Origin of the sequence: Microbacterium sp. NPDC089321, assembly GCF_040684935.1 — a bacterium.
GTDB lineage: Bacteria > Actinomycetota > Actinomycetes > Actinomycetales > Microbacteriaceae > Microbacterium.
The window spans coordinates 757,150-782,292 of record NZ_JBFBGX010000002.1 but is presented as its reverse complement, the minus strand read 5'-3'; the positions used below and the strand labels follow the sequence as shown (position 1 = coordinate 782,292).

General features: G+C 67.9%; 25 protein-coding genes. 19 read left to right on the top strand and 6 right to left on the bottom strand.

The annotated features are described in order from the left end of the window. Nucleotides 1–183: 183 nt before the first annotated feature. From AB0N59_RS11780 to AB0N59_RS11770, 3 genes are all read left to right on the top strand, one after another. Nucleotides 184–1,572 (top strand): hypothetical protein, encoded by a 1,389-nt coding sequence (locus tag AB0N59_RS11780; protein WP_363483232.1) that lies wholly within the window; start codon nt 184–186, stop codon nt 1,570–1,572. A 204-nt stretch (nt 1,573–1,776) separates the two neighbouring features. Beyond that, a complete protein-coding gene (locus AB0N59_RS11775) occupies nt 1,777–2,211 on the top strand; it encodes an HU family DNA-binding protein (RefSeq protein ID WP_363483229.1) in 435 nt (144 codons plus the stop codon). A gap of 98 nt (nt 2,212–2,309) precedes the next feature. Beyond that, entirely contained in the window at nt 2,310–2,585 is a 276-nt protein-coding gene (locus tag AB0N59_RS11770) for a hypothetical protein (RefSeq protein WP_363483226.1), read from the top strand. A gap of 9 nt (nt 2,586–2,594) precedes the next feature. On the opposite strand, the gene AB0N59_RS11765 is transcribed toward AB0N59_RS11770, so the two are convergent. Further along, entirely contained in the window at nt 2,595–3,935 is a 1,341-nt protein-coding gene (locus tag AB0N59_RS11765; RefSeq protein ID WP_363483223.1) for a deoxyribodipyrimidine photo-lyase, read from the bottom strand. Nucleotides 3,936–4,081: 146 nt separating this feature from the next. Here AB0N59_RS11765 and AB0N59_RS11760 point away from each other — a divergent pair, with 146 nt between their 5' ends. From AB0N59_RS11760 to AB0N59_RS11750, 3 genes are all read left to right on the top strand, one after another. Further along, nucleotides 4,082–4,249 carry a hypothetical protein gene (locus AB0N59_RS11760; RefSeq protein ID WP_177243763.1) on the top strand — a complete coding sequence of 56 codons (168 nt, stop codon included), beginning with the start codon at nt 4,082–4,084 and terminating at the stop codon, nt 4,247–4,249. 352 nt (nt 4,250–4,601) lie between these two features. Continuing rightward, nucleotides 4,602–6,539, top strand: a complete 1,938-nt coding sequence (gene thrS / locus AB0N59_RS11755; protein ID WP_363484225.1) for a threonine--tRNA ligase — start codon at nt 4,602–4,604, stop codon at nt 6,537–6,539. After that, complete coding sequence (locus AB0N59_RS11750; protein ID WP_363483220.1) at nt 6,536–7,069, top strand: HIT domain-containing protein; 534 nt, start codon at nt 6,536–6,538, stop codon at nt 7,067–7,069. The genes thrS and AB0N59_RS11750 overlap by 4 nt, the downstream gene beginning before the upstream one ends. Before the next feature lie 19 nt (nt 7,070–7,088). On the opposite strand, the gene pdxY is transcribed toward AB0N59_RS11750, so the two are convergent. Further along, complete coding sequence (gene pdxY, locus AB0N59_RS11745) at nt 7,089–7,940, bottom strand: pyridoxal kinase PdxY (RefSeq protein ID WP_363483217.1); 852 nt, start codon at nt 7,938–7,940, stop codon at nt 7,089–7,091. A gap of 4 nt (nt 7,941–7,944) precedes the next feature. Continuing rightward, entirely contained in the window at nt 7,945–9,255 is a 1,311-nt protein-coding gene (locus tag AB0N59_RS11740; RefSeq protein ID WP_363483214.1) for an aminotransferase class I/II-fold pyridoxal phosphate-dependent enzyme, read from the bottom strand. A 68-nt stretch (nt 9,256–9,323) separates the two neighbouring features. Here AB0N59_RS11740 and pdxS point away from each other — a divergent pair, with 68 nt between their 5' ends. From pdxS to AB0N59_RS11685, 11 genes are all read left to right on the top strand, one after another. Continuing rightward, nucleotides 9,324–10,226: a pyridoxal 5'-phosphate synthase lyase subunit PdxS gene (pdxS, locus tag AB0N59_RS11735; RefSeq protein WP_363483211.1), complete on the top strand. Its 903-nt coding sequence runs from the start codon at nt 9,324–9,326 to the stop codon at nt 10,224–10,226. Nucleotides 10,227–10,321: 95 nt separating this feature from the next. Continuing rightward, on the top strand, nt 10,322–11,206 hold the full coding sequence (locus AB0N59_RS11730) for an AraC family transcriptional regulator (protein WP_363483209.1): 885 nt from the start codon (nt 10,322–10,324) through the stop codon (nt 11,204–11,206). A 19-nt stretch (nt 11,207–11,225) separates the two neighbouring features. Beyond that, the gene (gene pdxT, locus AB0N59_RS11725; RefSeq protein ID WP_363484222.1) at nt 11,226–11,837 is read left to right on the top strand and encodes a pyridoxal 5'-phosphate synthase glutaminase subunit PdxT; all 612 of its coding nucleotides are present in this window, start codon (nt 11,226–11,228) and stop codon (nt 11,835–11,837) included. A 119-nt stretch (nt 11,838–11,956) separates the two neighbouring features. After that, nucleotides 11,957–12,721, top strand: coding sequence for a YebC/PmpR family DNA-binding transcriptional regulator (locus tag AB0N59_RS11720; RefSeq protein WP_204973676.1), 765 nt, complete (start codon nt 11,957–11,959; stop codon nt 12,719–12,721). Between the two features lie 67 nt (nt 12,722–12,788). Beyond that, nucleotides 12,789–13,367, top strand: coding sequence for a crossover junction endodeoxyribonuclease RuvC (gene ruvC / locus AB0N59_RS11715; protein ID WP_363483205.1), 579 nt, complete (start codon nt 12,789–12,791; stop codon nt 13,365–13,367). 9 nt (nt 13,368–13,376) lie between these two features. Beyond that, nucleotides 13,377–13,985, top strand: coding sequence for a Holliday junction branch migration protein RuvA (gene ruvA / locus AB0N59_RS11710; protein WP_363483202.1), 609 nt, complete (start codon nt 13,377–13,379; stop codon nt 13,983–13,985). After that, complete coding sequence (ruvB, locus tag AB0N59_RS11705; RefSeq protein ID WP_363483199.1) at nt 13,978–15,009, top strand: Holliday junction branch migration DNA helicase RuvB; 1,032 nt, start codon at nt 13,978–13,980, stop codon at nt 15,007–15,009. Before ruvA ends, ruvB begins: the two co-directional genes overlap by 8 nt. 73 nt (nt 15,010–15,082) lie before the next feature. After that, entirely contained in the window at nt 15,083–15,496 is a 414-nt protein-coding gene (locus AB0N59_RS11700) for a preprotein translocase subunit YajC (protein WP_363483196.1), read from the top strand. A 38-nt stretch (nt 15,497–15,534) separates the two neighbouring features. Continuing rightward, nucleotides 15,535–17,271: a protein translocase subunit SecD gene (secD, locus tag AB0N59_RS11695; RefSeq protein WP_363483193.1), complete on the top strand. Its 1,737-nt coding sequence runs from the start codon at nt 15,535–15,537 to the stop codon at nt 17,269–17,271. Beyond that, a complete protein-coding gene (secF, locus tag AB0N59_RS11690) occupies nt 17,271–18,260 on the top strand; it encodes a protein translocase subunit SecF (protein WP_363483190.1) in 990 nt (329 codons plus the stop codon). The genes secD and secF overlap by 1 nt, the downstream gene beginning before the upstream one ends. A gap of 70 nt (nt 18,261–18,330) precedes the next feature. Next, entirely contained in the window at nt 18,331–20,583 is a 2,253-nt protein-coding gene (locus AB0N59_RS11685; RefSeq protein ID WP_363483187.1) for a bifunctional (p)ppGpp synthetase/guanosine-3',5'-bis(diphosphate) 3'-pyrophosphohydrolase, read from the top strand. Here the strand turns inward: AB0N59_RS11685 and AB0N59_RS11680 are convergent. The 3 genes from AB0N59_RS11680 to AB0N59_RS11670 form a co-directional block, all read right to left on the bottom strand. Beyond that, complete coding sequence (locus tag AB0N59_RS11680) at nt 20,570–21,121, bottom strand: SAM-dependent methyltransferase (RefSeq protein ID WP_363483184.1); 552 nt, start codon at nt 21,119–21,121, stop codon at nt 20,570–20,572. The two genes, AB0N59_RS11685 and AB0N59_RS11680, sit on opposite strands and share 14 nt — an antisense overlap. A 77-nt stretch (nt 21,122–21,198) precedes the next feature. Beyond that, entirely contained in the window at nt 21,199–22,482 is a 1,284-nt protein-coding gene (locus AB0N59_RS11675; RefSeq protein ID WP_363484219.1) for a DUF349 domain-containing protein, read from the bottom strand. A gap of 133 nt (nt 22,483–22,615) precedes the next feature. Then, on the bottom strand, nt 22,616–22,933 hold the full coding sequence (locus tag AB0N59_RS11670) for a hypothetical protein (RefSeq protein WP_363483182.1): 318 nt from the start codon (nt 22,931–22,933) through the stop codon (nt 22,616–22,618). Between the two features lie 77 nt (nt 22,934–23,010). Here AB0N59_RS11670 and AB0N59_RS11665 point away from each other — a divergent pair, with 77 nt between their 5' ends. Together AB0N59_RS11665 and rpsD are read left to right on the top strand one after the other, a co-directional pair. Then, entirely contained in the window at nt 23,011–24,339 is a 1,329-nt protein-coding gene (locus tag AB0N59_RS11665) for a replication-associated recombination protein A (RefSeq protein ID WP_363483179.1), read from the top strand. 169 nt (nt 24,340–24,508) lie between these two features. Next, a complete protein-coding gene (gene rpsD, locus AB0N59_RS11660; RefSeq protein WP_099196950.1) occupies nt 24,509–25,138 on the top strand; it encodes a 30S ribosomal protein S4 in 630 nt (209 codons plus the stop codon). Nucleotides 25,139–25,143 lie beyond the last annotated feature (5 nt).

The window sequence follows — 25,143 nt, the reverse complement described above, 5'->3', positions numbered from 1 at the left end:
GATATATTGATCTCAAGCTCGAGGGGTTTAGAGCGACAAACTCCACATATATGTGGAAAAAACAGTGCTGCATGTAGTCCGGGGAAGTAGTGAATCTGGGGATGGCAAGGGCTGACCTTGCGTGCATCGAAATCCTTCATGTTCATGGGCGTCGTGCCCCCTGTGTGTCGCAAAGGACTCACTATGCCATCACCCTCTTCCCGTGCTCATTCCCGTCTCGCGGTCGGGGGCGGCGCCCTCGTGGCGGCCGCCCTTCTCGGGGGCCTCGTGGTGCCGCCGGCCACCGCTGCCACGGCCGCTCCGGTCCCGTCGAGCTTCGCTGTCAATTCCGGTGCGAAGGCGCTGGCGGATGCAGGCAAGGCCGGCAGCAGCATCACAGAGATGCAGGTCCTCGGTGACGAGCTCTACACCGGTTACGGTGACTGGACGCAGAACTCCGGTCCTACCGATCTCATCTCGGTGAACATGACCACAGGCTCTGCGACGAAGCACCTCACCGTCGACGGCGAGGCGTTCGACAAGCTCCGCATCTACGACGGCGCGATCTACGTGCCCGACATCGACCCGAAGGTGTCGTGGACTGCCAACGCCGGTTACGCGACAAACGTCAACGGCGCATGGCAGTACAACGCCGCCACGCCGTTCGTCCATGTGCTGGACGTGGCGAAGATCGGCAAGACGCTGTTCCTGGCCGGCTCGATCGTGAACCCCGACAAGCGCCTCTACGGCCCCAACAACACCATCGCCGCGATCAAGTCGTCGACCGACGGCGGAAAGACGTGGAAGATCGAGAAGGCGCGCTGGTCCGGCACGGAGACCGACGAACTCGATCGCTACTACTGGCTCTCCGTGGTCGGCGACACGCTGTACGCCCAGGCGGAGGTCGACCGTGAGACCCTCACCGCCGCGAAGGCCACGCGCGCGACGGATGTCTGGCGCAACGGCTCGTGGTCGACCACGAGCGCTCCTCCTCTGATCAACGCGTACCAGGAGCTGGAGACCTTCGCGGGTCGTATCGTCTCGGACCAGTCCAGCCGCGTGCTCGCCGGCAGCAATCCGGTCGAGAAGCATCTGGCCAACGGTCTCCAGACACAGATGACCGACATCTTCATCGACGGAGCCACGGCGTACGCGGTGAAGCGGCTCACCGGTTTCAGCACGGTCTACACCTCGACGAACGGCCGGGACTGGACCGAGCTCGGGGCTGTGCAGGGCAACTACACGTCGATCGCCGTGAAGGGCTCCACGTTGTTCCTCGGCGCTGCGGCGGGCAAGATCGACCGGATCGACCGCTCGGCCCTGACGGTCAAGACCGCAGACGTCGTCGATCGCGTCTTCGCCAACACGGCATCCCTGGTGGTCAAGAAGGGCACGAAGAGCGCGGTCGTCGCCAACGCTCTCCGCACCACCTACACGGTCGAGGTGTCATATGCGGGCACTCGGCTCTACGTGACCTACCCGACGACCGTATCCGCTGTCGACACGAAGAGGGCCGGAACCCAGGTCGCGACGCTGACGTACTCGACGCCGTACGGAGTCTTCACCCAGAGGGTGAACGTCATCGTGCAGTGATACTCCACCACGAGGGAGCCCGCGCATCCGTTCTTTGCGGTGCGCGGGCATTCTCATCTCTCGGCGCTCTGCCCGCTGTCGCAGCCGAGCTTCGACATGCCGCTGGGGCGCGCCATGGTCGTCGGCGTCCCCAGGCCGGCTCAGGCGCCCGAATAGGGTGGTGTGCTGGGGGACGGACCGGCATGGGTACGAGAGGGGCTGCAGGTGAGCAGCGAGAACGAAGAGCACAAAGATGAGGGGAGCGCCGGGTCGTCGTCCGGCACTGTCATCACCAAACGGATGTTCATCCGAGAACTCGCCGGGGCTACCGGCCTTCCGCTCAAGGATGCCGACCGCGTATACGACGAGTTCATCCGGATCACGGTCGAGCATCTGCGCGCCGGACACCAGGTGACCCTCACGGGGTTCGGGAAGTTCACCTGGAAGTGGATGAAGGGGCGCCCCGCGAACATCGCGCCGAGCAGGAAGCACGAATCGCCGGAAGCCTATCCCTCCGTGCAGTTCCGCGGCACTCCGGTGGTGAACCGCTTCGTCGCATCGCAGGGCGAGCTCGGGGAAGGCAGACGCGTTCCCGGCACCCGGTTGCTCACGGACGGTTCACGGGCACTGTCGGCCACCGACGATGATCACGAGGACTGAACCCCCGGAGGCAGCCGGAGCAGCGAACGTCTTGCGAGTCGGCTCCGCGAGCGCAACCCCCTCTTGCGATGCGAGGTGTCGTGGATAGCTTCGCTGACATGACGGGGCAGACGCAGCAGGCGATCATTCTCATAGACGACGACGACAGCATCCCGCTCGAACGCGATCAGGACATCGGCGATCTGAAGAAGCGCATCGAACAGGCCGCCGAGAAGAGCCGTTTCGTGGACTTCCGCACGGCAGAGGGCGCGGAGGTGTCGGTCCTGCTCACGCCCCACAGCCGGGTCCGCATCGCGGTGCTGCCGTTCCGCCTCGAGGCGCTCGACACCCCAGCGGCGAACGGGTTCGACGACCTGCCGGCGGATCTGCTCTAGCTTGGAGCGTCAGGTACGCGCGCGTCGCATCGTCTCGTATGCGGCGAGCGCGGCTCTGCGTGTCTCGGCGAGATCGACCATGGGCTCGGCAGGTGCGTCCCGAGCCCATTCTCTGACGTAATGGCCGTCGCGGTCGAACTTCTTCGCCTGCAGCTCGGGGTTGAAGACACGGAAATACGGAGCGGCGTCGGCGCCGGAGCCGGCCACCCACTGCCAGTTGAACGCATTCGAGGCCTCATCGGCGTCGACCAGAGTGTCCCAGAACCATTCCTCGCCGCGCCGCCAGTCGATCAGCAGGTTCTTCACGAGGAACGAGGCGGTCACCATCCGGACCCGGTTGTGCATGAAGCCCGTATGCCAGAGCTCACGCATGCCCGCGTCGACCAGAGGGACGCCTGTTTCGCCACGCTGCCAGGCCGAGAGATGGGTCGGCTTGAGGCGCGGCCAGGGGAATGCGTCGAACTCGGTGCGCAGATTGCGCGTCGCCAGCTGAGGGAAGTGGAACAGCGTGTGCCAGGCGAACTCGCGCCACCCGATCTCGGAGAGGAAGCGCCCCGCCCCCTCATGAGCGGTCGCCTCGTGCCATACCGTGAACGGGCTCAGCTCTCCCCAGCGCAGCCTCGGTGACAGCAGAGATGTCGCGCCGGCAGAGGGCTCGTCCCGGGCGGCGTCGTAGCTCGGCAGATCCTCGGTCAGGAACCCGCGCAGCCGGACCCGCGCGGCGGGCTCACCGGGACGCCAGGTCTCTCGCAGACCGCCGGCCCAGTCCGGCGCCGTCGGCAGCAGACCCCAGTCGTCGAGATCGTCGGATGCCGGTGCCGAGCGCGGCCCGTGCAGCTCTCGCGGCTCGGGGAGCGGTGCCCGCGGTGCGGGGAGGGCCAGGCAGGCGCGCCAGAACGGCGTGAACACGGAGAAGTGGGTGCCCCCACCGGTGCGCACCGTCCACGGCTCGAAGAGCAGCGACGCGGCGAAGGAGCGCACCTCGACGCCGCTCTCCTGGAGCGAGGACTTGATCCTCGTGTCCACCTCGCGCTCGGCTCCGCCGTAGCGCCGATTCCAGAACACCGCTCCGGCGCCGATCTCGTCGACGAGCTCGGTGAGCACGCGGGCCGCTGCTCCCCGCCGCAGGACGAACGCGCCGCCCCTCTCTCTGATGCGTTCGCTCAGCGAGTCGAGGGAGTGGTGCAACCACCAGCGGGCCGCGCCGCCTGGCCTGCGGAGCCCGGGAGACTCGTCGTCGAGGATGTACACGGCGATGACGGGGCCATCGCGGTCGACCGCAGCGCGCACGGCCGGATTGTCGGCGAGCCGCAAATCGTCACGGAACCACACGATCGAGGGGGACGTCATGGGCACAGCATTACAGACAGAACGACCTCTGGGCACTCGTCGCACGGTTCCACCGGCGGAGTCAAGCCCCTACGGTGAACACGCCGCACAGGCCTACGGTCTTCTCATCGGAGCTCATCTGGGCTTCACAATGGAAAGGAGCGGTCATGAATCCCCTTCTGATCATCATCGCGGTCATCGCGATCATCCTGGCAATCACGGGTGGACTGGTGCAGTCCCTGAACTTCCTGCTGTGGGTCGGACTGGTCCTTCTTGCGCTCGCGGTGATCGCGTGGCTCATCAGGGCGGTCTCGGGTCGAAACACGAGCGTGTGACCTCCGACCCCGCGTCGATCGTCAACGGGTAGCGATCGACGCCCAGCCCCGGTGCGCAGAGCGGGCGCTCGCACACCGGGGCTTCTTCGTGTCCGCACGGCGGATGCGAGATGCCGGGGGCCTGCGGCGTAGACTTCAGGGCATGGAATCCGCGTCGACCGCTCTCGTGACCTCTGTCACCGGTGTCGTCGCGCGAACTACGGACGCCTGAGCGGGCAGGGCGCGGTCGCGCCTGCAGCTGAGTCATCCTGTTCCATATCCCTATCTGGAGAATCCCGTGTCAGACATCGCCCAGCCCAGCGCGCAGAAGCGCGATGGCTTCGCCCTGTTCACCGATCGTTCCGTCGTCGCCATGCGCGTGAACGGCGAGCTGAAGGACCTCGCCGCGACCGTCGCCGAGAGCGACGTCGTCGAGCCGATCAACATCGACAGCCCCGATGGCCTCGCCATCCTGCGTCACTCGACGGCCCACGTGCTCGCACAGGCCGTCCAGCGCATCCGCCCGCAGTCGAACCTCGGCATCGGTCCGCCGATCACCGACGGCTTCTACTACGACTTCGGGGTGGACACCCCGTTCACCCCCGAGGACCTCAAGGCGATCTCGAAGGAGATGCAGCGCATCATCCGAGAGGGTCAGCGCTTCACCCGCCGCGTGGTCAGCGAAGACGAGGCCCGCGCCGAGATGGCGAACGAGCCGTTCAAGCTCGAGCTCATCGATCTGGCCGGCGGCCCCGGCTCCGGTGCAGACGCGGCCGAAGGGGCATCCGCCGAGATCGGCGCAGGAGAGCTCACCATCTACGACAACGTCACCAAGGATGGCGAGGTCGCCTGGAAGGATCTCTGCCGCGGCCCGCATGTGCCGAGCACCCGCATGGTCGGCAACGGCTGGGACCTGACCCGAGTCGCCGCCGCCTACTGGCGCGGAAGCGAGAAGAACCCGCAGCTGCAGCGCATTTACGGCACGGCATGGCCGAGCAAGGACGAGTTGCGCGCCTACCAGGAGCGCATGGCCGAGGCCGAGCGCCGCGACCACCGCAAGCTGGGCGTCGAGATGGATCTGTTCTCGTTCCCGGACGAGATCGGCTCGGGACTGGCGGTGTTCCATCCCAAGGGCGGGATCATCCGCTACGAGATCGAGGAGAACCTGCGGCGTCATCTTCTGCGCAACGGGTACGAGGTGGTGAACAGCCCGCACATCACCAAGAAGGACCTGTTCATGACCTCGGGTCACCTGCAGACCTACGCCGACGGGATGTTCCCTCCGATGCATCTCGACGAGGCGCGCGATGAAGAGGGCAACATCACCCGTCAGGGTCAGGACTACTACCTGAAGCCCATGAACTGCCCGTTCCACAACCTCATCTTCCGGGCCCGCGGCCGCAGCTATCGAGAGCTGCCGCTGCGGATGGCGGAGTTCGGCACCGTCTACCGGTATGAGAAGAGCGGAACCCTCTCGGGACTCACCCGGGTGCGCGGTCTGACGCAGGACGACGCGCACATCTATGTGACTCAGGATCAGGTGCGCGACGAGCTCGCGACCAACCTGAACCTCGTGCTGACGCTGCTGCGCGACTACGGCCTGAACGACTTCTACCTCGAGCTGTCCACCAATGAAGAGGGCAACGACAAGTTCCTCGGTGAGCCCGAGCAGTGGTCCACGGCCATCGACACCCTGCGCGAGGTCGCCGTGGAGTCGGGTCTCGAGCTCGTCGCCGACCCGGGCGGCGCCGCGTTCTACGGTCCGAAGATCTCGGTGCAGGCGCGCGACGCGATCGGCCGCACCTGGCAGATGTCGACGATCCAGCTCGACTTCAATCAGCCGGAGCGCTTCGAGCTCGAGTACACCGGACCCGACGGGCAGAAGCACCGCCCGGTGATGATCCACCGCGCGCTGCTGGGGTCTGTCGAGCGCTTCTTCGCCATCCTGCTCGAGCACTACGCGGGGGATTTCCCTCTGTGGCTCGCGCCCGTGCAGGTGATGGGCGTGCCCGTCGCCGACCAGTACGCGGAGTATCTCGACGGTGTGATCGGTCAGCTGCGCGAGGCCGGCGTCCGCGCCGACGTCGACCACTCCGACGACCGCATGCAGAAGAAGATCCGCAATCACACCACTGCGAAGGTGCCTGTCATCCTGATCGCGGGGGAGCAGGACCGCGCCGCGGGAACGGTCTCGTTCCGCTTCCGTGACGGGTCCCAGGAGAACGGCGTTCCGATCGCGGATGCCGTGTCGCGCATCCGCTCGGCGATCGCCAGCCACGCGCGCATCATGACCTCGGAGGATCTGGTTTGACCGGAGTCGAAGACGGCAGCCATCTCGTCGGAGTGCCCGACGAGTTCCAGCGGCTGTGGACCCCGCATCGGATGGCGTACATCCAGGCGGGGCCACAGCCCCTGCGCGACGAGTGCCCGTTCTGCGAGGCGCCCAAGCACCCGGACGAGGAGCGGCTGATCGTCGCGCGCGGTGAGACCGCGTTCGTCGTGCTCAATCTCTTCCCGTACAACTCGGGCCATCTGCTGGTCTGCCCGTACCGTCACATCGCCACCTACGATCAGGCGACACCCGAGGAGGTCGCCGAGATCGGCGCACTCACGCAGACGGGCATGCGCGTGCTGCGCGAGGTATCGCGCTGCGACGGCTTCAACCTGGGTATGAACCAGGGCGAGGTCGCGGGAGCGGGCGTCGCCGCCCACCTGCATCAGCACATCGTGCCGCGGTGGGCGACGGACGCCAACTTCTTCCCGATCATCGCGAAGACCAAGGCCCTGCCGCAGCTGCTCGACGAGATCCGCGAGGCCGTGTCGAGCGCCTGGCCCCGCTGATCCGGCCGGGGCGCCGCGCTCAGCGCACCTGGTGCGCGGTGAACTGCATGCGAGGGTTGGCGTAGGTCTCCTGCGACTCGACGAGGCGCAGTTCGCGGTCGCCTGAGTCGAGAGTGTTCTGCAGCAGGTCGAAGACGCTCGACACGGTGCGCTCGAGCGCGACCTTCGCGTCGCGGGTGGCCGTGTAGTGCGCGGTGAAGAGGGCAGCTGTCACGTCGCCCGAGCCATTCGCCTTCATCGGGAGATGCGGGGTGGCGACCAGCCAGGCGCCCTTGTCGTCGGCAGCGAGCATCTCGATCGTGCCCTCTTCGCGATCGGGGCGCTCCACCGACGTCACCAGCACGATCGAGGGGCCCATGGCCATCGCCGCATCGACCGATGCGAGCGTCGACTCGAGGTCCGACGGCTCGGTGCCGGTGAGGAACCCGAGCTCGAACTGGTTCGGCGTGATGATGTCGGCGACCGGCACGACCTTGTCGCGCAGCAGCACGGGGATCGCCGGTGCGACGAAGCAGCCCGACTTGGCATTGCCCATGACGGGGTCGCACGCATAGAGGGCGTCGGGGTTCGCGGCCTTCACGCGAGCGACGGCGTCGACGATCACGTCGGCGATGCCCTCGCCGCCCTGGTAGCCGCTCAGCACGGCATCGATCCGATCGAAGACGCCTCGCTCCTCGATACCGGTGATGACCTCGCGCACGTCGGCCGGGTCGATCATCGGGCCGCGCCACGCGCCGTAGCCCGTGTGGTTCGAGAAGTTGACCGTGTACACCGGAAGCACATCGACCCCGATGCGCTGCAGCGGGAAGACGGCGGCCGAGTTTCCGACGTGGCCGTGCGCGACGGCCGACTGGATCGAGAGGATCTTCATCCTGTCATCCTCTCACCGCGGCGGCCGCGAGGTCGTCGATGAGGCGCGCGCTCTCGGCCTCTGTGAGGTCGTGAACGGTGAGGCGCAGGTGGCGGGACGGACCCGCGGTCTCCTCCAGCAGGAACTCGTCACCGGGACGGGCGAGCCAGCCCCGGCGCATCAGCCGCTCGGCCGCGTCGCGAGCCGTCACGTCGAGACGGACCCACAGGCTGAGTCCGTCGGTGGAGACGGTCGGGATGCCGCGTGCGGCGAGCGCCTCGCTGAACGACCTGTTGCGCGCGGCGTAGTGGGAGGCCGCGCGTGAGATCTGCCGGCGCACGGACTCATCGGTCAGCTGGGCATGGGCGAGTCGCTGCAGCAGGTGGCTCACCCAGGTCGTGCCCGGACTCAGCCGCATCGCCAGGCGCTGCGCCGTGGTGGGATCGGTGCCGGCCAGGGCGAGGCACATGTCCGGACCGAGGAACTTCGACACCGAGCGGATCAGTGCGTACCGGCGGTGCGAGGGCCCGATCAGTGAGGCATAAGGGTGCTGAGAAAGCAGCGAGAAGTGGTCGTCTTCGATGATCAGCACGTACGGGTGATCGGCCAGCACCTCGCGGAGCGCAGCGGCACGCGCAGGGGAGAGGCTCACGCCCGTCGGGTTCTGCGCGCGAGGGGTGCTGATGATGGCGCGGACGCCGGCGCTCAGAGCCGCCCGAAGGCCGTCGACGGTCATGCCCTCCTCATCGACGGCGACCGGCACCGCGCGGTAGCCGCCGAGCCGGACGGTGTGGATGCTGGAGAGGAAGCACGGATCCTCGAGCGCGACGGCGTCGTCGCGCATCAGCGCCTGCGCGAGCAGACGCTCGACTGCATCGACGGCGCCGCTGGTGACGACGACGTGCAGATCATCGCGGGGCAGGTCGGCGAGCATCCATTCGCGGGTCCACTGCTCGAGTCCGGCATCGAGGACGGGCTCGCCGTACAGGACAGGACGTCCGGCGATGCGCCCTAGAGCCGGAGTCGGATCGGGGATGAGCGTCGGGTCGGGGTTGCCGGATGCCACATCGCGCAGCACCGTGTCTGCGACACCCTCCTGCGCGACGGGCTCGGCGCCCGCGATCACCGTGCCTGCGCGGCCGCGGGACACGACGAGCCCTGCCTGCGCGAGCTGCCGGTACGCGGCCACTGCGGTGTTGCGGTTGACGCCGAGGGTCGTCGCGAGCTCGCGTACAGGAGGCAGGGGATCTCCGGGACGCAGGGTGCCGCGCTCTCGCAGGGCGCGCACGCTGTCGGCGATCTCCGCCGCGGAGGCTCCCGTTATCTCGATGTCCATCGTGTTGAGTCTAGGGTGCTATCGTTTGGCATAGGCCAAAGTGCGGATTGTCACAACGAGGAGTGATCATGGCATCCACTGACCAGAACCCGACCACCGGATCGCAGCGCGTCAAGCGCGGACTCGCCGAGATGCTCAAGGGCGGCGTGATCATGGACGTCGTCACCGCAGAGCAGGCGAAGATCGCGGAAGATGCCGGTGCCGTCGCCGTCATGGCGCTCGAGCGCGTCCCGGCGGACATCCGAGCCCAGGGCGGCGTCTCTCGGATGAGCGACCCCGACATGATCGACAGCATCATCGACTCCGTCTCGATCCCCGTGATGGCCAAGGCCCGCATCGGTCACTTCGTCGAGGCGCAGGTGCTGCAGGAGCTCGGCGTCGACTACATCGACGAGTCCGAGGTGCTCTCGCCCGCCGACTACGTGAACCACATCGACAAGTGGCCCTTCACCGTGCCGTTCGTCTGCGGCGCTACCCACCTCGGCGAAGCGCTGCGCCGCATCACCGAGGGTGCGGCGATGATCCGCTCGAAGGGCGAGGCCGGCACCGGAGACGTCTCCGAGGCGATGAAGCACATCCGCAAGATCCGCGGCGAGATCGCAGCCCTTGGCGCGCTGTCGAAGGACGAGCTGTACGTCGCGGCCAAGGAGCTGCAGGCGCCCTACGAGCTGGTCGCCGAGATCGCCGAGACCGGCACGCTGCCTGTCGTGCTCTTCGTCGCCGGTGGCGTCGCCACTCCTGCCGACGCCGCGATGATGATGCAGCTCGGGGCAGACGGCGTGTTCGTCGGATCGGGCATCTTCAAGTCGGGCGACCCCGTCGCCCGCGCCAAGGCGATCGTCAAGGCCACGGCCTTCTACGATGACCCGAAGGTCATCGCCGAAGCATCGCGCGGTCTGGGAGAGGCGATGGTCGGCATCAACGTCTCGGACCTGCCCGCACCGCACCGTCTCGCCGAGCGCGGCTGGTAAGGCCTTCACCGGACGGACACATGGCGTCGGGGTCGGATCCGACAGGATCGGACCCCGATCGTCGGGTGCGTGACGTCGCACGCGGTGGAGACTCGATGTCGAAGGGAGCCACCGTGATCGAGATCCTCAACCACCTCGTCGATGAGATCGAGTCGCATCTGGGCGACGACCTAGACATCGACGGCATCGCCTCGGCGACCGGCACCACCGGCTACCACGTGCGGCGCATGTTCTCGTCGCTCGCGGGCATGCCGGTCTCGGAGTACATCCGTCGCCGGCGTATGACCGTGGCGGCGGCGGACGTCGTGGGCGACGAGGACCTGCTCTCGATCGCGGTTCGCTACGGCTACGGATCGACCGAGGCCTTCGGTCGCGCATTCCGCGCCGTGCACGGCGTAGCCCATGGTGTCGTCCGCCGTGACGGTGGCCCCCTTCGCAGCCAGCCGCAGCTCAGGTTCCGCCTGACCGTAGAAGGGAGCACCCCTATGGATGTCCGCATCGTCGAACGAGACGCCTTCCGCCTGATCGGCCACGCAACGCGCGTGCCGCTGATCCACAGCGGAGCCAATCCCCATATCCAGGCCCACATCGCGTCGCTGCCCGTCGAGGCCCACGCCCGGCTCAAGAGCCTCGGTGATGCCGAGCCGTCGGGAATCCTGCAGGTGAGCGCCGACGTCGACCCGGACAGCACCGAGGGCAGTGAGCTCACCTACCTCCATGGCGTCGCGGTGAGCGCGACGACATCGGTGCCGGCCGACCTGGACACGATCGACGTCGACGGAGGGGTCTGGGCGGTCTTCCGGGCGGCGGGCGCCTATCCGGCGGCGCTGCAGGACACGTGGGCCGCCACCGCGACCGAGTGGTTCCCCTCCCATCCGTGGCGCCTGCGCCCCGGGCCCTCTGTCGTCGCGGTGCTGGATCGCGCCGGCGACTTCAGCACCGCGACCACCGAATTGTGGCTGCCGATCGAACGGAGTTGATGTGACACAGGAGTCGATGATGGCCCGCAGCGGGCGCGTCGGAGTGCTCGCTCTGCAGGGTGACGTGCGAGAGCACGCGGCCATGCTCGGACGCCTCGGCGCCGAGGTCGTGCTCGTGCGCCGACCGGAGGAGTTCGCGAGCGTCGCCGGACTGGTCATTCCCGGCGGCGAGTCGAGCGTGATCGACAAGCTCACGCGCATGTTCGGGCTGGCCGAGCCCATCCGGCGGGCGATTCGAGAGGGGATGCCGGTGTTCGGCACCTGCGCCGGCCTGATCATGCTCGCGGACCGTCTGGTGGACGCGATCGACGGGCAGCAGACCTTCGGCGGTCTCGACGTCACCGTGCGCCGCAATGCGTTCGGCCGGCAGGTGGACTCCTTCGAAGGTCCTGTCGCCGTCCCCGGTCTCGGCCCCACCCCGGTGCATGCCGCATTCATCCGTGGTCCGGTGGTCGAGTCGGTCGGGCCGGAGGCCGCGGTCCTCGCATCGCTCGACGACGGAAGCGTCGTCGCGGTCGAGCAGGGGAACCTTCTCGGGATCAGCTTCCACCCTGAGATCTCGGGAGAGCCTCGCTTCCACGAGCGCTTCCTGCGGCGCGTCGCAGAGCGGGAAGCGGCCGTCGGCCGGTAGCCCTGGGGGCACTGGTCGCCGGATGCCGCCATCGGCGAGCCGGTGGCACTGCCCGCTATTCGATAGAATGGACGACGCCCTGGAGGCGACTCTCGGGCGGAGACGACGAGCGGAGACATATGTCCGGGCATTCCAAGTGGGCTACGACCAAGCACAAGAAGGCGGTCATCGACGCGCGCCGTGCGAAGTCGTGGGCGAAGCTCATCAAGAACATCGAGGTCGCGGCCAAGCTCGGCGGACCCGACCAGGCGGGCAACCCGACCCTCTTCGACGCCGTCCTCAAGGCCAAGAAGATGTCGGTGCCGAAGGACAACATCGACCGCGCGGTCAAGCGCGGCGCCGGCATCGGCGGCGAGGCCGTCGAGTACACGTCGATCATGTACGAAGGCTACGGACCCAACGGCGTCGCCCTCATGATCGAGTGTCTGACAGACAACAAGAACCGCGCCGCCGCAGAGGTGCGGACGGCGCTGAGCCGCAACGGCGGCACGCTGGCCGACCCCGGCTCGGTGGCCTACAACTTCACCCGCAAGGGCGTCATCGTCGTCGGCTCCGAGGGCACGACCGAGGACGACGTGATGATGGCGGCGCTCGAGGCGGGTGCTGAAGAGGTCGAGGCACATGGCGACGGCTTCCAGGTGATAGCAGAGGCCACCGATCTCGTGGCCGTGCGCACGAGCCTCCAGGAGGCCGGCATCGACTACGACTCGGCCGACGTCGAGTTCGTCCCGAACCTCAAGGTCGAGATCGACGCTGACACCGCGCGCAAGGTCTTCCGCCTGATCGACGCCCTCGAAGACAGCGATGACGTGCAGAACGTCTTCGCCAACTTCGACCTCACCCCCGAGGTGCAGGCCGAGCTCGAAGGCGACGACGAGGAGTAGTCCCCGTGCACGAAGGCCCCGGGCGCGCCTGCGCCCGGGGCCTTCGTGCACCTCCTAGCCTGGGGGAGTGAGCTCTCTGCGCGTCCTCGGCATCGACCCCGGCCTCACCCGCTGCGGCATCGGGATCGTCGACGTCGACCGCTCGCGGCGTGCGTCACTCGTGCATGTGGGCGTCGTGCGCACTCCGGTCGACGCCGACCTCTCGGTCCGCCTCGCCGCGGTCGCTGCGGGCATCCGGACGGTGATCGACGAGCACCGGCCTCAGGCCGTGGCGGTCGAGCGGGTGTTCGCACAGCACAACGTCCAGACGGTGATGGCCACGGCCCAGGCATCCGGAGTCGCCCTGCTCATCGCGGCCGAGGCCGGTCTGCCTGCCGCCACCCATACACCGAGCGAGGTGAAGGCGGCGGTCACGGGATACGGATCGGCCGACAAGCGACAGGTGCAGTCGATGATCGCGCGGATACTCCGACTCGATGCCCCACCGCAGCCGGCCGATGCCGCCGATGCGCTCGCGATCGCGCTCTGCCACGCCTGGCGAGGCGGTACCGCTCCTGTCGGCGCGACAGGAGGTCTGACGCCTGCGCAGCGGGCGTGGGCCGAGGCAGAGCGCGGCGCCCGCACCTCTAGAACATATGTCCGATAGGCTGGCCGTATGATCTCGTCTCTGCGCGGCACCGTGCTGCACGCCGACTCCACGCACGTCGTCATCGAGACAGGCGGAGTCGGGTTCTCCGTGTTCGTTCCGGGAGACGTCGCTCACACGGCCGTCGTGGGGGAGCAGCTCCGGCTGCACACGAGCCTGATCGTCCGGGAGGATGCGCTCACGCTGTTCGGCTTCAGCGATCGGGATGAGCTCGAGATCTTCGGCCAGCTGCTGAGCGTCACCGGAGTCGGGCCGAAGTCCGCCCTCGGCGTGCTCTCCCACCTGACGGTCGATCAGATCGCCGAAGCGGTGACCGCTGAAGACGACGCGCCGTTCCGTCGCGTGTCGGGGATCGGGCCGAAGACCGCGAAGCTCATCGTCGTGCAGCTCGCGGGCAAGGTCCAGGCCCGAGTGGCATCCGCCCCCGCCGGGGCACCAGCGGCGGCCACCGTCGAGCAGGTCGCCGCGGCTCTGGTCGGACTCGGCTGGTCGGAGAAGGTCGCGACCGAGGCTGCAGCGCAGTCGGCGGAGGACGCCACCGACGCCGAGCGCGAGTCGGTGCCGGCGCTGCTGCGCCGCACGCTCGCCGCCATGGGCCCGGGAGCCACACGTGGCTGACTCCTCGCGCGATGCCGGCGAGGCCCTCGACGACACCGAGCTCGCGATCGAGGGTGCCCTGCGCCCCAGCAGCCTCGACGAGTTCGTCGGTCAGCCGAAGGTGCGCGGCCAGCTGCAGCTGCTGCTCGAGGCAGCGCGCATCCAGGAACGTCCCGCCGACCACATCCTGCTCGCCGGACCTCCCGGCCTCGGCAAGACCACCCTCGCGATGATCGTCGCCCATGAGAGCGGGCGGCCCCTGCGGCTCTCGAGCGGCCCCGCGATCCAGCACGCCGGCGACCTCGCGGCGCTGCTCTCCAGCCTCACTCCGGGCGAGGTGCTCTTCATCGACGAGATCCATCGCATGGCGCGCTCCGCCGAGGAGATGCTGTACCTCGCGATGGAGGACTTCCGCATCGACATCATGGTCGGCAAGGGGGCCGGCGCCACCAGCATCCCGCTCGAACTCGCGCCGTTCACGCTGGTGGGCGCGACGACGCGCTCTGGACTGCTGCCCAACCCGCTGCGCGACCGATTCGGCTTCACAGGCCATCTCGAGTTCTACGGCGACGACGACCTCGAGCGCGTCATCTCCCGTTCGTCGAGCGTCCTCGGGGTGCGCCTGCCCGACGACTCGCTCAGTGAGATCGCGCGGCGTTCGCGAGGCACGCCCCGCATCGCGAACAGACTGCTGCGCCGTGTGCGCGACTACGCTCTGGTGCGCGGCGGCGGGCGCTCGGCGTCGATCACCGACGTCCGAGCTGCGCTCGATCTCTACGACGTCGACGCCATCGGACTCGATCGTCTCGACCGCGCCGTGCTCGATGCGCTGGTGCGCCGCTTCCGCGGTGGTCCGGTGGGGCTGAGCACACTCGCCGTCGCCGTTGGCGAGGAAGCCGAGACGGTCGAGAGCGTCGTCGAGCCCTACCTCGTCCGGATCGGATTCCTCGGTCGTACCCCGCGGGGACGCATCGCCATGCCCGACGCCTACCGCCACCTCGGCATCGCCCACCCGGACGGTGTGGCATTGTTCGATGACCTATAATCGCTGAAGCCTCCCTGAACCCTTGTGCGCTCATCGGCGTGCGCTCCTTGAAAGGCCCATCCCTATGGATCCCATGTCCCTCATGCTCTTCGGCCTTCTCGGCGTGATGCTCGTGTTCATGTTCGTGAACACCCGCAAGCGTCAGAAGATGATGAAGGAGCAGCAGGAGGAGAAGGCAGCCAAGACGGTTCCGGGTGTCAAGGTGCTGCTCCAGGGCGGCCTCTACGGCACCGTGGTCTCATACGACCCGGTCGACCTCGACAAGCCTGCGCAGATCGAGATCGCTCCCGGCGTCGTCATCGAGGTGCACAGCCAGGCCATCCTCCGTCTCGTCGACGACAACGAGCAGACCGACGTGGCAGCTGCTGACGTCGTCGCCCCGGTTGCAGATGCTCCTGCCCAGGACAGGACCGACGGCATCGAGTCGATCAAGGTCGAGACGCCGGAAGAGACCAAGGCGCGCCTCGAGCGCAACGACGAGAACTGACTCGCCGGCACGGCACCCCCACTCGAAAGCGGAACTCAGTGGCATCCACAACTCCGACTCGCCACGCCTGGCGAGTCCTCCTCGGCCTGCTCATCGTCACCGCAGTGCTGTTCGGCATCAACGCCCTCGGCGTCTACGTCTTCAAGACCGATGCGGGCAAGCCTGCGAGCTCCTGGGCTCCTGAGCTGGCGCTCGACCTGCAGGGCGGAACGCAGATCATCCTGGGCGCGGAGTCGCCCGACGGTGCTGCACCGACAGAGGATCAGCTGAACCAGGCTGCCGCGATCATCCGCCAGCGCGTCGACGCATCGGGTGTCGCCGAGGCCGACATCACCACTGAGGGCGGCCGCAACATCGTCGTCCAGATCCCCGGTGTCGCCGACCAGGCGACCCGCGATCGCATCCAGGCCAGCGCCAAGCTCGAGCTGCGCCCGGTGATCCTGGCCACGGACCCCGCGACCTCGTTCGCGGGTGAGGACGGCAAGGAGACGCCGTTCCCGACGCCGGCCGAGACGATGAACGACGAGCCCTCTCCGTCGCCGACCGACAAGTCGGACCCGAGCTGGGCCACGGAGAAGCAGATCGCGGCCCTGCAGTCATATGACTGCTCCGCCGAGGTCGATGCGAGCAGCGCCGAAGACAAGCCCCTCATCGCGTGCGAGGAGAACGGCAGCGCCAAGTACCTGCTCGGACCGGTCGAGCTCGACGGCACCGTGATCGACGACGCGACAGCCGGGCGCGAGCAGCAGAGCGGGCGCTGGACCGTCAACCTCGAGTTCGACGCGAAGGGCACCGAGATCTTCGGCAAGGTCAGCCAGCGTCTCAACGCCAATCGTCTGGCCAACCAGGCACCCCGCGATCAGTTCGCGTTCGTGCTCGACGGCAAGGTGCTCTCCGCACCGACCATGCAGGCGGTCATCCTCAACGGCAAGCCGAGCATCTCGGGCAACTTCACGCAGGAGAGCGCGAAGGCCCTGGCCGACCAGCTGCGCTACGGTGCGCTGCCGCTCAGCTTCACCGTCGAGAGCTCCGACACGATCTCTGCGACCCTGGGCTCGCAGCAGCTGCAGATCGGACTCATCACGGGTCTGATCGGTCTCGGCCTCGTGGCGCTGTATTCCCTGATCACCTACCGTGCCCTCGGCTGGGTGATCATGGCTTCCATCGCCGTGATGGGTGTGCTGACCTACATCATCATCGCGATCCTCGCGTGGCGGATGGGCTTCCGCCTGTCGCTCGCGGGCGTCGCCGGTCTGATCGTGTCGATCGGCTTCACCGCCGACTCGTTCATCGTCTACTTCGAGCGAATACGAGACGAGCTGCGAGACGGCAAGTCGATCGTGGCCGCTGTCGAGGACGGCTGGGGTCGCGCCAAGCGCACGATCTACATCTCCAAGTCGATCAACGTGCTCGCCGCGGTGGTGCTCTACGTGCTGGCCGATGCGACGGTCAAGGGCTTCGCGTTCACCCTCGGGCTCACGACTCTCATCGACGTGTTCATCTTCGTGATCTTCACGCACCCCGTGATGCAGCTGCTCGCACGCACGCGCTTCTTCGGGGGCGGCCACAAGCTCTCGGGTCTCGACCCCGAGGCGCTGGGCGCCGTCTATCGCGGGCGAGCGCAGTTCCGCGACGTGCGCACCGGATCCTCGGGACGCGCCGCGCGCAACAAGGGCGCCCGTGGTGAGGCCGAGAAGCGACAGACCATCGCCGAGCGCAAGCGCGCAGAGGCCCTCGCAGGATCCAAGGATGCCGGAAAGGACTCCGACGCCTGATGTTCTCCATGAATGAGTTCGGCAACAACCTCTACTCGGGCAAGACCTCGTTCCCGTTCGTCGGGAAGCGTCGCCTCTGGTTCGTCATCGCCATCCTGCTGGTGGTCGGCTCGGCGCTCGTGCCGCTGATCCGCCCTGTGCAGTTCTCGATCGAGTTCACCGGTGGATCGCAGTTCGTCGTGCTCGCGCCGTCGTCGACCGACCAGAGCCTGGCGACCGACGCCGTCCGCTCGATCGTGCCCGAGGCCGCAGCCAAGGTCGTCACGGTGAACGACCGCGACGTGCGGGTGCAGACCGACCAGATGACCCCGGATGAGACCCAGGAGGTCAAGGCGGCTCTCTCCGAGGCCTACGACGTCAAGGCCGACGAGATCACCGACTCGTTCATCGGCCCGGCCTGGGGCGAGAACGTCACGCGCCAGTCTCTGTGGGGCCTCGCGATCTTCCTTGCGCTGACCTTCCTCATCCTGGCGATCTACTTCCGCACCTGGAAGATGTCGGCCGCAGCCATCATCGGTCTGCTCGACGTGCTCCTCATCACCGTGGGCGTGTACGCGCTGGCCGGCTTCGAGATCTCACCTGCGGCCGTGATCGGATTCCTCACGATCCTGGCGTACTCGCTGTACGACACCACGGTCGTGTTCGACAAGATCCGCGAGAACACCACTGAGGACGTCAATCAGACCACCCGCACGTTCGGTGAGTCGGTGAACCTCGCGGTGAACCAGACGCTGATCCGCTCGATCAACACGTCGGTCGTCGCCGCTCTGCCGGTCGGCGCGATCCTGTTCATCGGCTCGCTGTGGTTCGGCGCCGAGACGCTCACCGACATCTCGCTGTCGATCTTCGTGGGCATCATCGTCGCCACGTACTCGACGCTCTTCGTGGCCGCTCCTCTGTACTCGCTGTTCCGCGAGAAGGAGCCCGCCATCGTCGCCCACGACGCGAAGGTGCACGAGGCACGAGACCGCGCTGTCGCGAAGGTGTGACCGGCCCTCCCGGGGTCGGGCAGGCGCCCGGTCGCGCGTAGGATGATCTGATCGGGGACGGGAGCAGAAGATGGCGGATTCGCAGACCACAACGCAGGTGTCGAGCCTGCGCCGGCTGGTACCGCGCATCTTCTCGCGTGCGCCCAGGGTCAACGATCTCGACAACCTGATCCGCACCGTCCGAGCCAATCACCCTCGAGGCGATCTGCCGATCATCGAGCGCGCGTACCGTGTCGCCCGAGAGAAGCACGAGGGTCAGTTCCGGCAGAGCGGCGAGCCGTACATCACGCATCCGCTCGCCGTCGCGCAGATCCTCGCCGAGCTGGGTCTCGGCCCGCGGGCGATCGCGGCGGCCCTGCTGCACGACACGGTGGAGGACACCGGCTACGCGCTCACCGAGCTGACGGCCGAGTTCGGCGACGAGGTCGCCATGCTCGTCGACGGCGTGACCAAGCTCGACAAGGTCAAGTACGGCGAGAGCGCTCAGGCCGAGACGGTCCGCAAGATGATCGTCGCGATGTCGAAGGACATCCGGGTGCTGCTTATCAAGCTCGCCGATCGCCTCCACAACGCGCGCACCTGGGGGTTCGTGCCGCCCGAGAAGTCGGCGCGGAAGGCCAAGGAGACCCTCGAGATCTATGCGCCGCTCGCGCATCGCCTGGGTATCCAGACGATCAAGTCCGAGCTCGAGGATCTCTCGTTCGCGGTGCTGCACCCCAAGATCTACGCCGAGATCAACAGCCTGATCGCCCAGCGCACGCCCCAGCGCGAGAAGTATCTGCAGAACGTCGTCGAGTCGATCAACGAGGACCTGCGCGAGCTGCGCATCCGCGGCAAGGTCGTTGGCCGGCCGAAGCAGCTGTACTCCGTCTACCAGAAGATGGTCGTGCGAGGACGCGAGTTCGACGACATCTACGACCTCATCGGCATCCGCGTGCTGGTCAACTCCGTGCGCGACTGCTACGCCGTGCTCGGAGCCATCCACTCCCGTTGGACTCCGCTGCCCGGACGCTTCAAGGACTACATCGCGACCCCGAAGTTCAACCTCTACCAGTCGCTTCACACGACGGTGATCGGCCCCTCCGGCCGCACGGTCGAGATCCAGATCCGCACCCACGAGATGCACCAGCAGGCCGAATTCGGCGTCGCGGCGCACTGGATGTACAAGGAGCGGATGAACGGCGGGAAGGTGGACGCCAAGGCCGCCGACGCCGACATGGCGTGGCTCGCGCACATCTCCGACTGGCAGGCCGAGACGGCCGACCCCAGCGAGTTCCTGGACTCCCTGCGCTTCGAGATCGGCGCGAAGGAGGTGTACGTCTTCACCCCGAAGGGGCGGGTCGTCGGTCTGCCCGCCGGTGCGACCACCGTCGACTTCGCCTACGCCGTGCACACCGAGATCGGTCACCGCACGATGGGTGCGAAGGTCAACGGTCGTCTCGTGCCGCTGGAGACCGAGCTGAAGAGCGGCGACGTCGTCGAGGTCTTCACCTCCAAGAACCCCGACGCCGGCCCCAGCCAGGACTGGCTGAGCTTCGTGAAGAGCACTCGCGCGCGCAACAAGATCCGCGGGTGGTTCACCAAGGAGCGCCGCGAAGAGGCCATCGAGCAGGGCAAAGAGGCGATCGCTCGCGCCATGCGCAAGCAGAACCTGCCCCTGCAGCGCCTGATGAACCAGGAGTCCTTCGCCGAGGTCGCTCGTCAGCTGCGCTACGAGGACGTCTCGGGTCTGTATGCCGCCGTGGGCGAGGGGCATGTCTCGACGCAGTCGGTGCTCGAGAAGGTCACGGCGCTCGTCGCCGCCGACGAGGACACCAGCACCGGAGCGATCCAGCTCCCTGGCCAGGCACCCGCTCGCGAGCCCCGCACAAGCGATTCGGGTGTGCTCGTGCGCGGCGCCTCCGACATCCTGGTGAAGCTCGCACGCTGCTGCACGCCGGTGCCCGGCGACCCCATCGTCGGGTTCGTCACCCGCGGAAGCGGAGTCTCGGTGCACCGCCAGGACTGCGTGAACGTGAAGGCGCTGGGTTCCGACCCCGAGAGGTTCATCGAGGTCGAGTGGGCTCCCACGACCAAGAGCGTCTTCCGCGTGCAGATCCAGGTCGAGGCACTCGACCGCTCTGGTCTGCTCTCCGACGTCACGCGGGTTCTCAGCGAGCATCACGTCAACATCCTCTCGGCGACGGTGTCGACGACCGATGAGCGTCTCGCTCTGAGCCGGTTCGTGTTCGAGATGGGTGATTCCGTGCACCTGGATCGCGTGCTGAACGCCGTGCGCCGTATCGATGCGGTCTACGACGTGTACCGCGTCACGACGTCCTGACGGGCCAGGCGTCCAGCATCCGCTGGGCATGGCGGGCGCCGGGCCTGCGCCCCAGCGGAAGCACCTGTGCTCGCACATCGTCGATCAGTCCGGGGGAGACGTCGGCGAGAGCATGCAGCCAGCCCGCATCCTCTCGGTTGCGAGCGGAACCGAACAGCAGCGTCACGGCCGCCGCGACCGGTGTCTGAACCCAGACGCCGCCGATCGACTGCCGCTCGTCTGGCCCGAGCAGCCGCTCATGATGCACGACCCTCGCTGAGACGGTGACGCGCTGCCGGCTGCGGCTGATCCGCGTCACGTGATGCACGACGGGCGGCAGATCACCGGCGCCGTGCACCCATGCGGCGCTCACCCCGCTCAGCGCCGTCCCTGCCGGCATGAGAGAGGAGAGGCTCACGGCCCTCGCACCAGCCCCCTCGACGGTGTCGCACGGCATGTATCCCTCGCCGATCTCGACCACATGGCCGTCGAGGCGCGCCGCGCTCAGCTCGGAGAGGGTGAGCCGCTCACCGGGACGATAGAACAGGACGGGATGCACGCTCAACAGTATGAGCCGCGGAATCCTCACCGAGGACACCGCGGCTCATACTGTGGATAGACCCGCTGAAGCCGAGATCAGCCGCCGAGGGCGCTCAGCCACGAGCGGCGAGCCGCGAGCGCTTCAGTCGCCTGCGCGATCGCACGCTTGTCTCCGGACTTCTCGGCGGCGGCGAGTTCGGCCTCGAGCTTCTCGATCGCCTCAAGCAGCTGCGAGCTCATGTCGTTGGCGCGCGCCTTGGTCTCGGGATTGTTCTTCTTCCAGTCGACGTCCTCGCGGGACTTCAGCGCCTGCTCGATGGAGCGCATGCGGTCATCGAGCGCACGCTCCTTCTCGCGCGGGAAGATGCGTCCGACCTCATCCCACTGCCGCTGGATGCGGGTCAGCAGAGCGCGAGCACGCTTCAGGTTCGGCTCGTCCGCCACGGCCTTGGCCTCGTCGAGCAGGGCCTCGCGAGCCTCGATCTTCGGCGCGGAGTCGGCCTCTTCGGCGGCGTTCTGCTCTGCGCGGGCCGCGTAGAGTGCGTCGCCGGCCGCCTTGAAGCGTGCCCACAGGGCGTCGTCAGCCTTGCGGCCGGCTCGGCCGGACGCCTTCCAGGCATCGAGCAGGTCGCGGTACGCCGGGATGCCGTCGACCCCGCGCGGGGCGAGGGCCTCGGCGCGCTCGACCAGGCGCGCCTTGGCGTCGCGTGCGGCGCGGTGCGCGTCGTCGAGCTCGGAGAAGAACGCACGGCGGGCCTTGTCGACCGTGGTTCGCGCATCCCGGAATCGCTTCCAGAGCTGCTGGGCCACGCCCTTCGGCAGGCGCGGCGCGTTCTGCTGGTGGGCCTGCCATGAGTCGAACAGCTCCGTCATCTCGACGGTGACCTGCTTCCACTGCACCTTCGAGAGATCGCGAGCCGCGATGGCCTCGGCCTTCTCCACGATGACGGTCCGCTCGGCGATCGCGGCATCCATCGCCTCCTTGGCGGCGGCGGACTCCTGTGCGGTGGCCTCTGCGAGCGAGGAGAGGAGTGCCTCGATGCGCTCACGCAGCGACACGAGGTCGCCGACGGCTGCGGCGTCGGTGGCCTCGCCGCGCAGGTGCGTGGCCTGCTTGGTGAGATCGGATGCCGAGGCGCCGCCGTTCTGCGCACGGGTCTCGAGCGTGCCGAGCTTGACCGCGAGATCGTCGTACTTGCGCGCGAAATAGGCCAGCGCCTCTTCGGGCGTGCCGTCAGGGTACTGACCGACCGGGCGCCAGGTGTCGCCCTCGCGCACCTCGACGGTGCCGTCTTCGGCGACGCGCCCCCATTCGGCGGCGTCCGATGCGCTCGGCGCGACGGCCGGGGCCGCAGCGGCCGCCGGAGCGGCAGCCGGCATCGGCTTGCGCGGCGGTGCCGGGACGGGCGGACCGGGCACGGCACGGGTGGGCGTGGGGGCGTCGTTGTCAGACACGATGTTCTCCTTGCGCGGTCGCTCCGCGGGAGTGGGAAAGGACGTTGCTCAGCCTAGTTCACTCGCCCGGAGTCTGCGTCGGAGTCACGCTCCTGCCGGGGCTCGGCTCCGGGCTGGGGGAGAACGCGGGTGTCGGACTGTCGACGGGTGCGGATGTGCTGCTCGGCGCGGGCTCGGGGGCTGTCACCTGCGCGTGCACCGCCTGACTCGCGATCGCGCCTGCCACGATGATCGAGCCGACGACGGCGGCGACGACCGTGTCACGACGGCGCCGGCCGAGGACCTTCGCATGCCACGCAGCCCGGGCGGCGTACAGCCGGGCGCGCTCAGCCTCGGTGCGTGCGCGCTGAGGGGTGCGAGAGCCGCGTGCAGCCATGGACGTCCTCCTGATCCGATCGTGTGCGAGCCTACCGGCGACGACCGTGTGTCTGCGGCCCCGACTAGCCTGGAGGGATGACCTCAGCCCCCCTCATGTCGGGACAGACCCCGCTCGCCGTGCGCATGCGACCGGTCTCGCTCGACGAGGTGGCCGGGCAGCAGCATCTGCTGCGGGCGGGTTCGCCGATCGTCGCTCTCGCCGACCCTGATGCCAAGGCGCCGGGGGCGGTGTCGATCATCCTCTGGGGACCTCCCGGCACGGGCAAGACCACGCTCGCCCAGGCGATCGCCCGCTCGTCCGGCCGCCGGTTCGTCGAGCTGTCGGCGATCACGGCCGGCGTCAAGGACGTGCGAGAGGTCATGCAGGAGGCGATCACGCAGCGCGATCTCTACGGGCAGACGACGATCCTCTTCCTCGACGAGATCCATCGCTTCACGAAGGCCCAGCAGGACGCCCTGCTGCCCGGCGTGGAGAACGGATGGGTCATCCTCATCGCCGCCACGACCGAGAATCCCTCGTTCTCGGTGATCTCGCCCCTGCTCTCGCGCTCGCTCCTGCTGACCCTGAAGCCCCTGACCGACGACGACATCGGCGTGCTGCTCGACCGTGCGGTCCAGGATGCCCGCGGCCTCGCAGGCACGGTGACCGTCTCCGACGACGCCAGGGCGGCACTGGTCCGGCTCGCCTCCGGCGATGGGCGTCGCGCCCTCACCGGGCTCGAGGCTGCGGCCGCGGTCGCGATCTCGAAGCACGAGGAGGGGGAAGAGGTCGTCGTCTCGGATGAGGACGTCGCCCAGGCCGTCGACCGGGCGCTCCTTCGCTACGACCGGCAGGGCGACGAGCACTACGACGTGATCAGCGCGTTCATCAAGTCGATCCGCGGGTCCGATCCAGACGCTGCGGTGCACTACCTGGCGCGGATGATCGAGGCGGGGGAGGACCCGCGGTTCATCGCCCGGCGGCTGGTGATCTCCGCGGCGGAGGACATCGGTCTCGCCGACCCGCAGGCGCTCACCATCGCGACGGCGGCCGCTGATGCGGTCGCATTCATCGGGATGCCGGAGGGGCGCATCCCTCTCGCAGAGGCGACCATCTATCTCGCGACCACGGCGAAGTCGAACGCCGCGTACACGGCCATCAACCAGGCGATCGCCGACGTCCGCGCCGGTGGCTTCGGTCGCGTGCCGATCCATCTCCGCGACGCGCACTACGCCGGTGCGAAGCGCCTGGGCCACGGCAAGGGCTATCGCTATCCGCACGACAGCGATGCAGGCATACTGCCGCAGCAGTACCTGCCAGACGAGCTGGTCGGGCGCCGCTACTACGAGCCGAAGAACCTCGGCGCCGAACGTGACATCGCGCCCAGGCTCGAGCGCATCCGCAGGATTCTCGGCGATCGCTGAGGAATCCGCAGGTCTGTTAGAATGGATCGGCTCGAAACAGAGTTTTCGGGCATCCCTCTCTCCTGCACCACTTCCCGACGCGCCCCGGCGTGCGCGACGAGAAGGAGGAAGCGAGGCGATACGCCCGTGAGGCGCGAAAGACGCGTCCACGTCACGGAAGGAACACTTCGTGGTCACGAAGTCCCAGGACCGCCGCAAGGTCCGTCTCAGCCGCGCGCTGGGAATCCCGCTCACCCCGAAGGCCGCCCGCTACCTCGAGAAGCGTCCCTACGCTCCGGGCGAGCACGGCCGCACCAAGCGCAAGGCTGACAGCGACTACGCCGTCCGTCTGCGTGAGAAGCAGCGTCTGCGCGAGCAGTACGGCATCCGCGAGAAGCAGCTGCGCATCGCGTTCAACGAGGCTCGCCGCAAGGACGGCCTGACCGGTGAGAACCTGGTCGAGCTGCTCGAGATGCGTCTCGACGCCCTCGTGCTGCGCGCCGGCTTCGCCCGCACGACCGCGCAGGCCCGCCAGCTGGTCGTGCACCGTCACATCCTGGTCGACGGTCAGCTCGTCGACCGCCCGTCGTTCCGTGTGAAGCCGGGTCAGCTCATCCACGTCAAGGCCAAGTCCGAGGCTCTCGAGCCTTTCCAGGTCGCAGCAGCCGGCGGTCACGCCGAGGTCCTGCCCCCGGTTCCGGGCTACCTCGAGGTCGAGCTCGACAAGCTGCAGGCCCGCCTGGTCCGTCGTCCGAAGCGCGCCGAGGTCCCCGTGACCTGTGAAGTGCAGCTCGTCGTCGAGTACTACGCAGCCCGCTGATATCA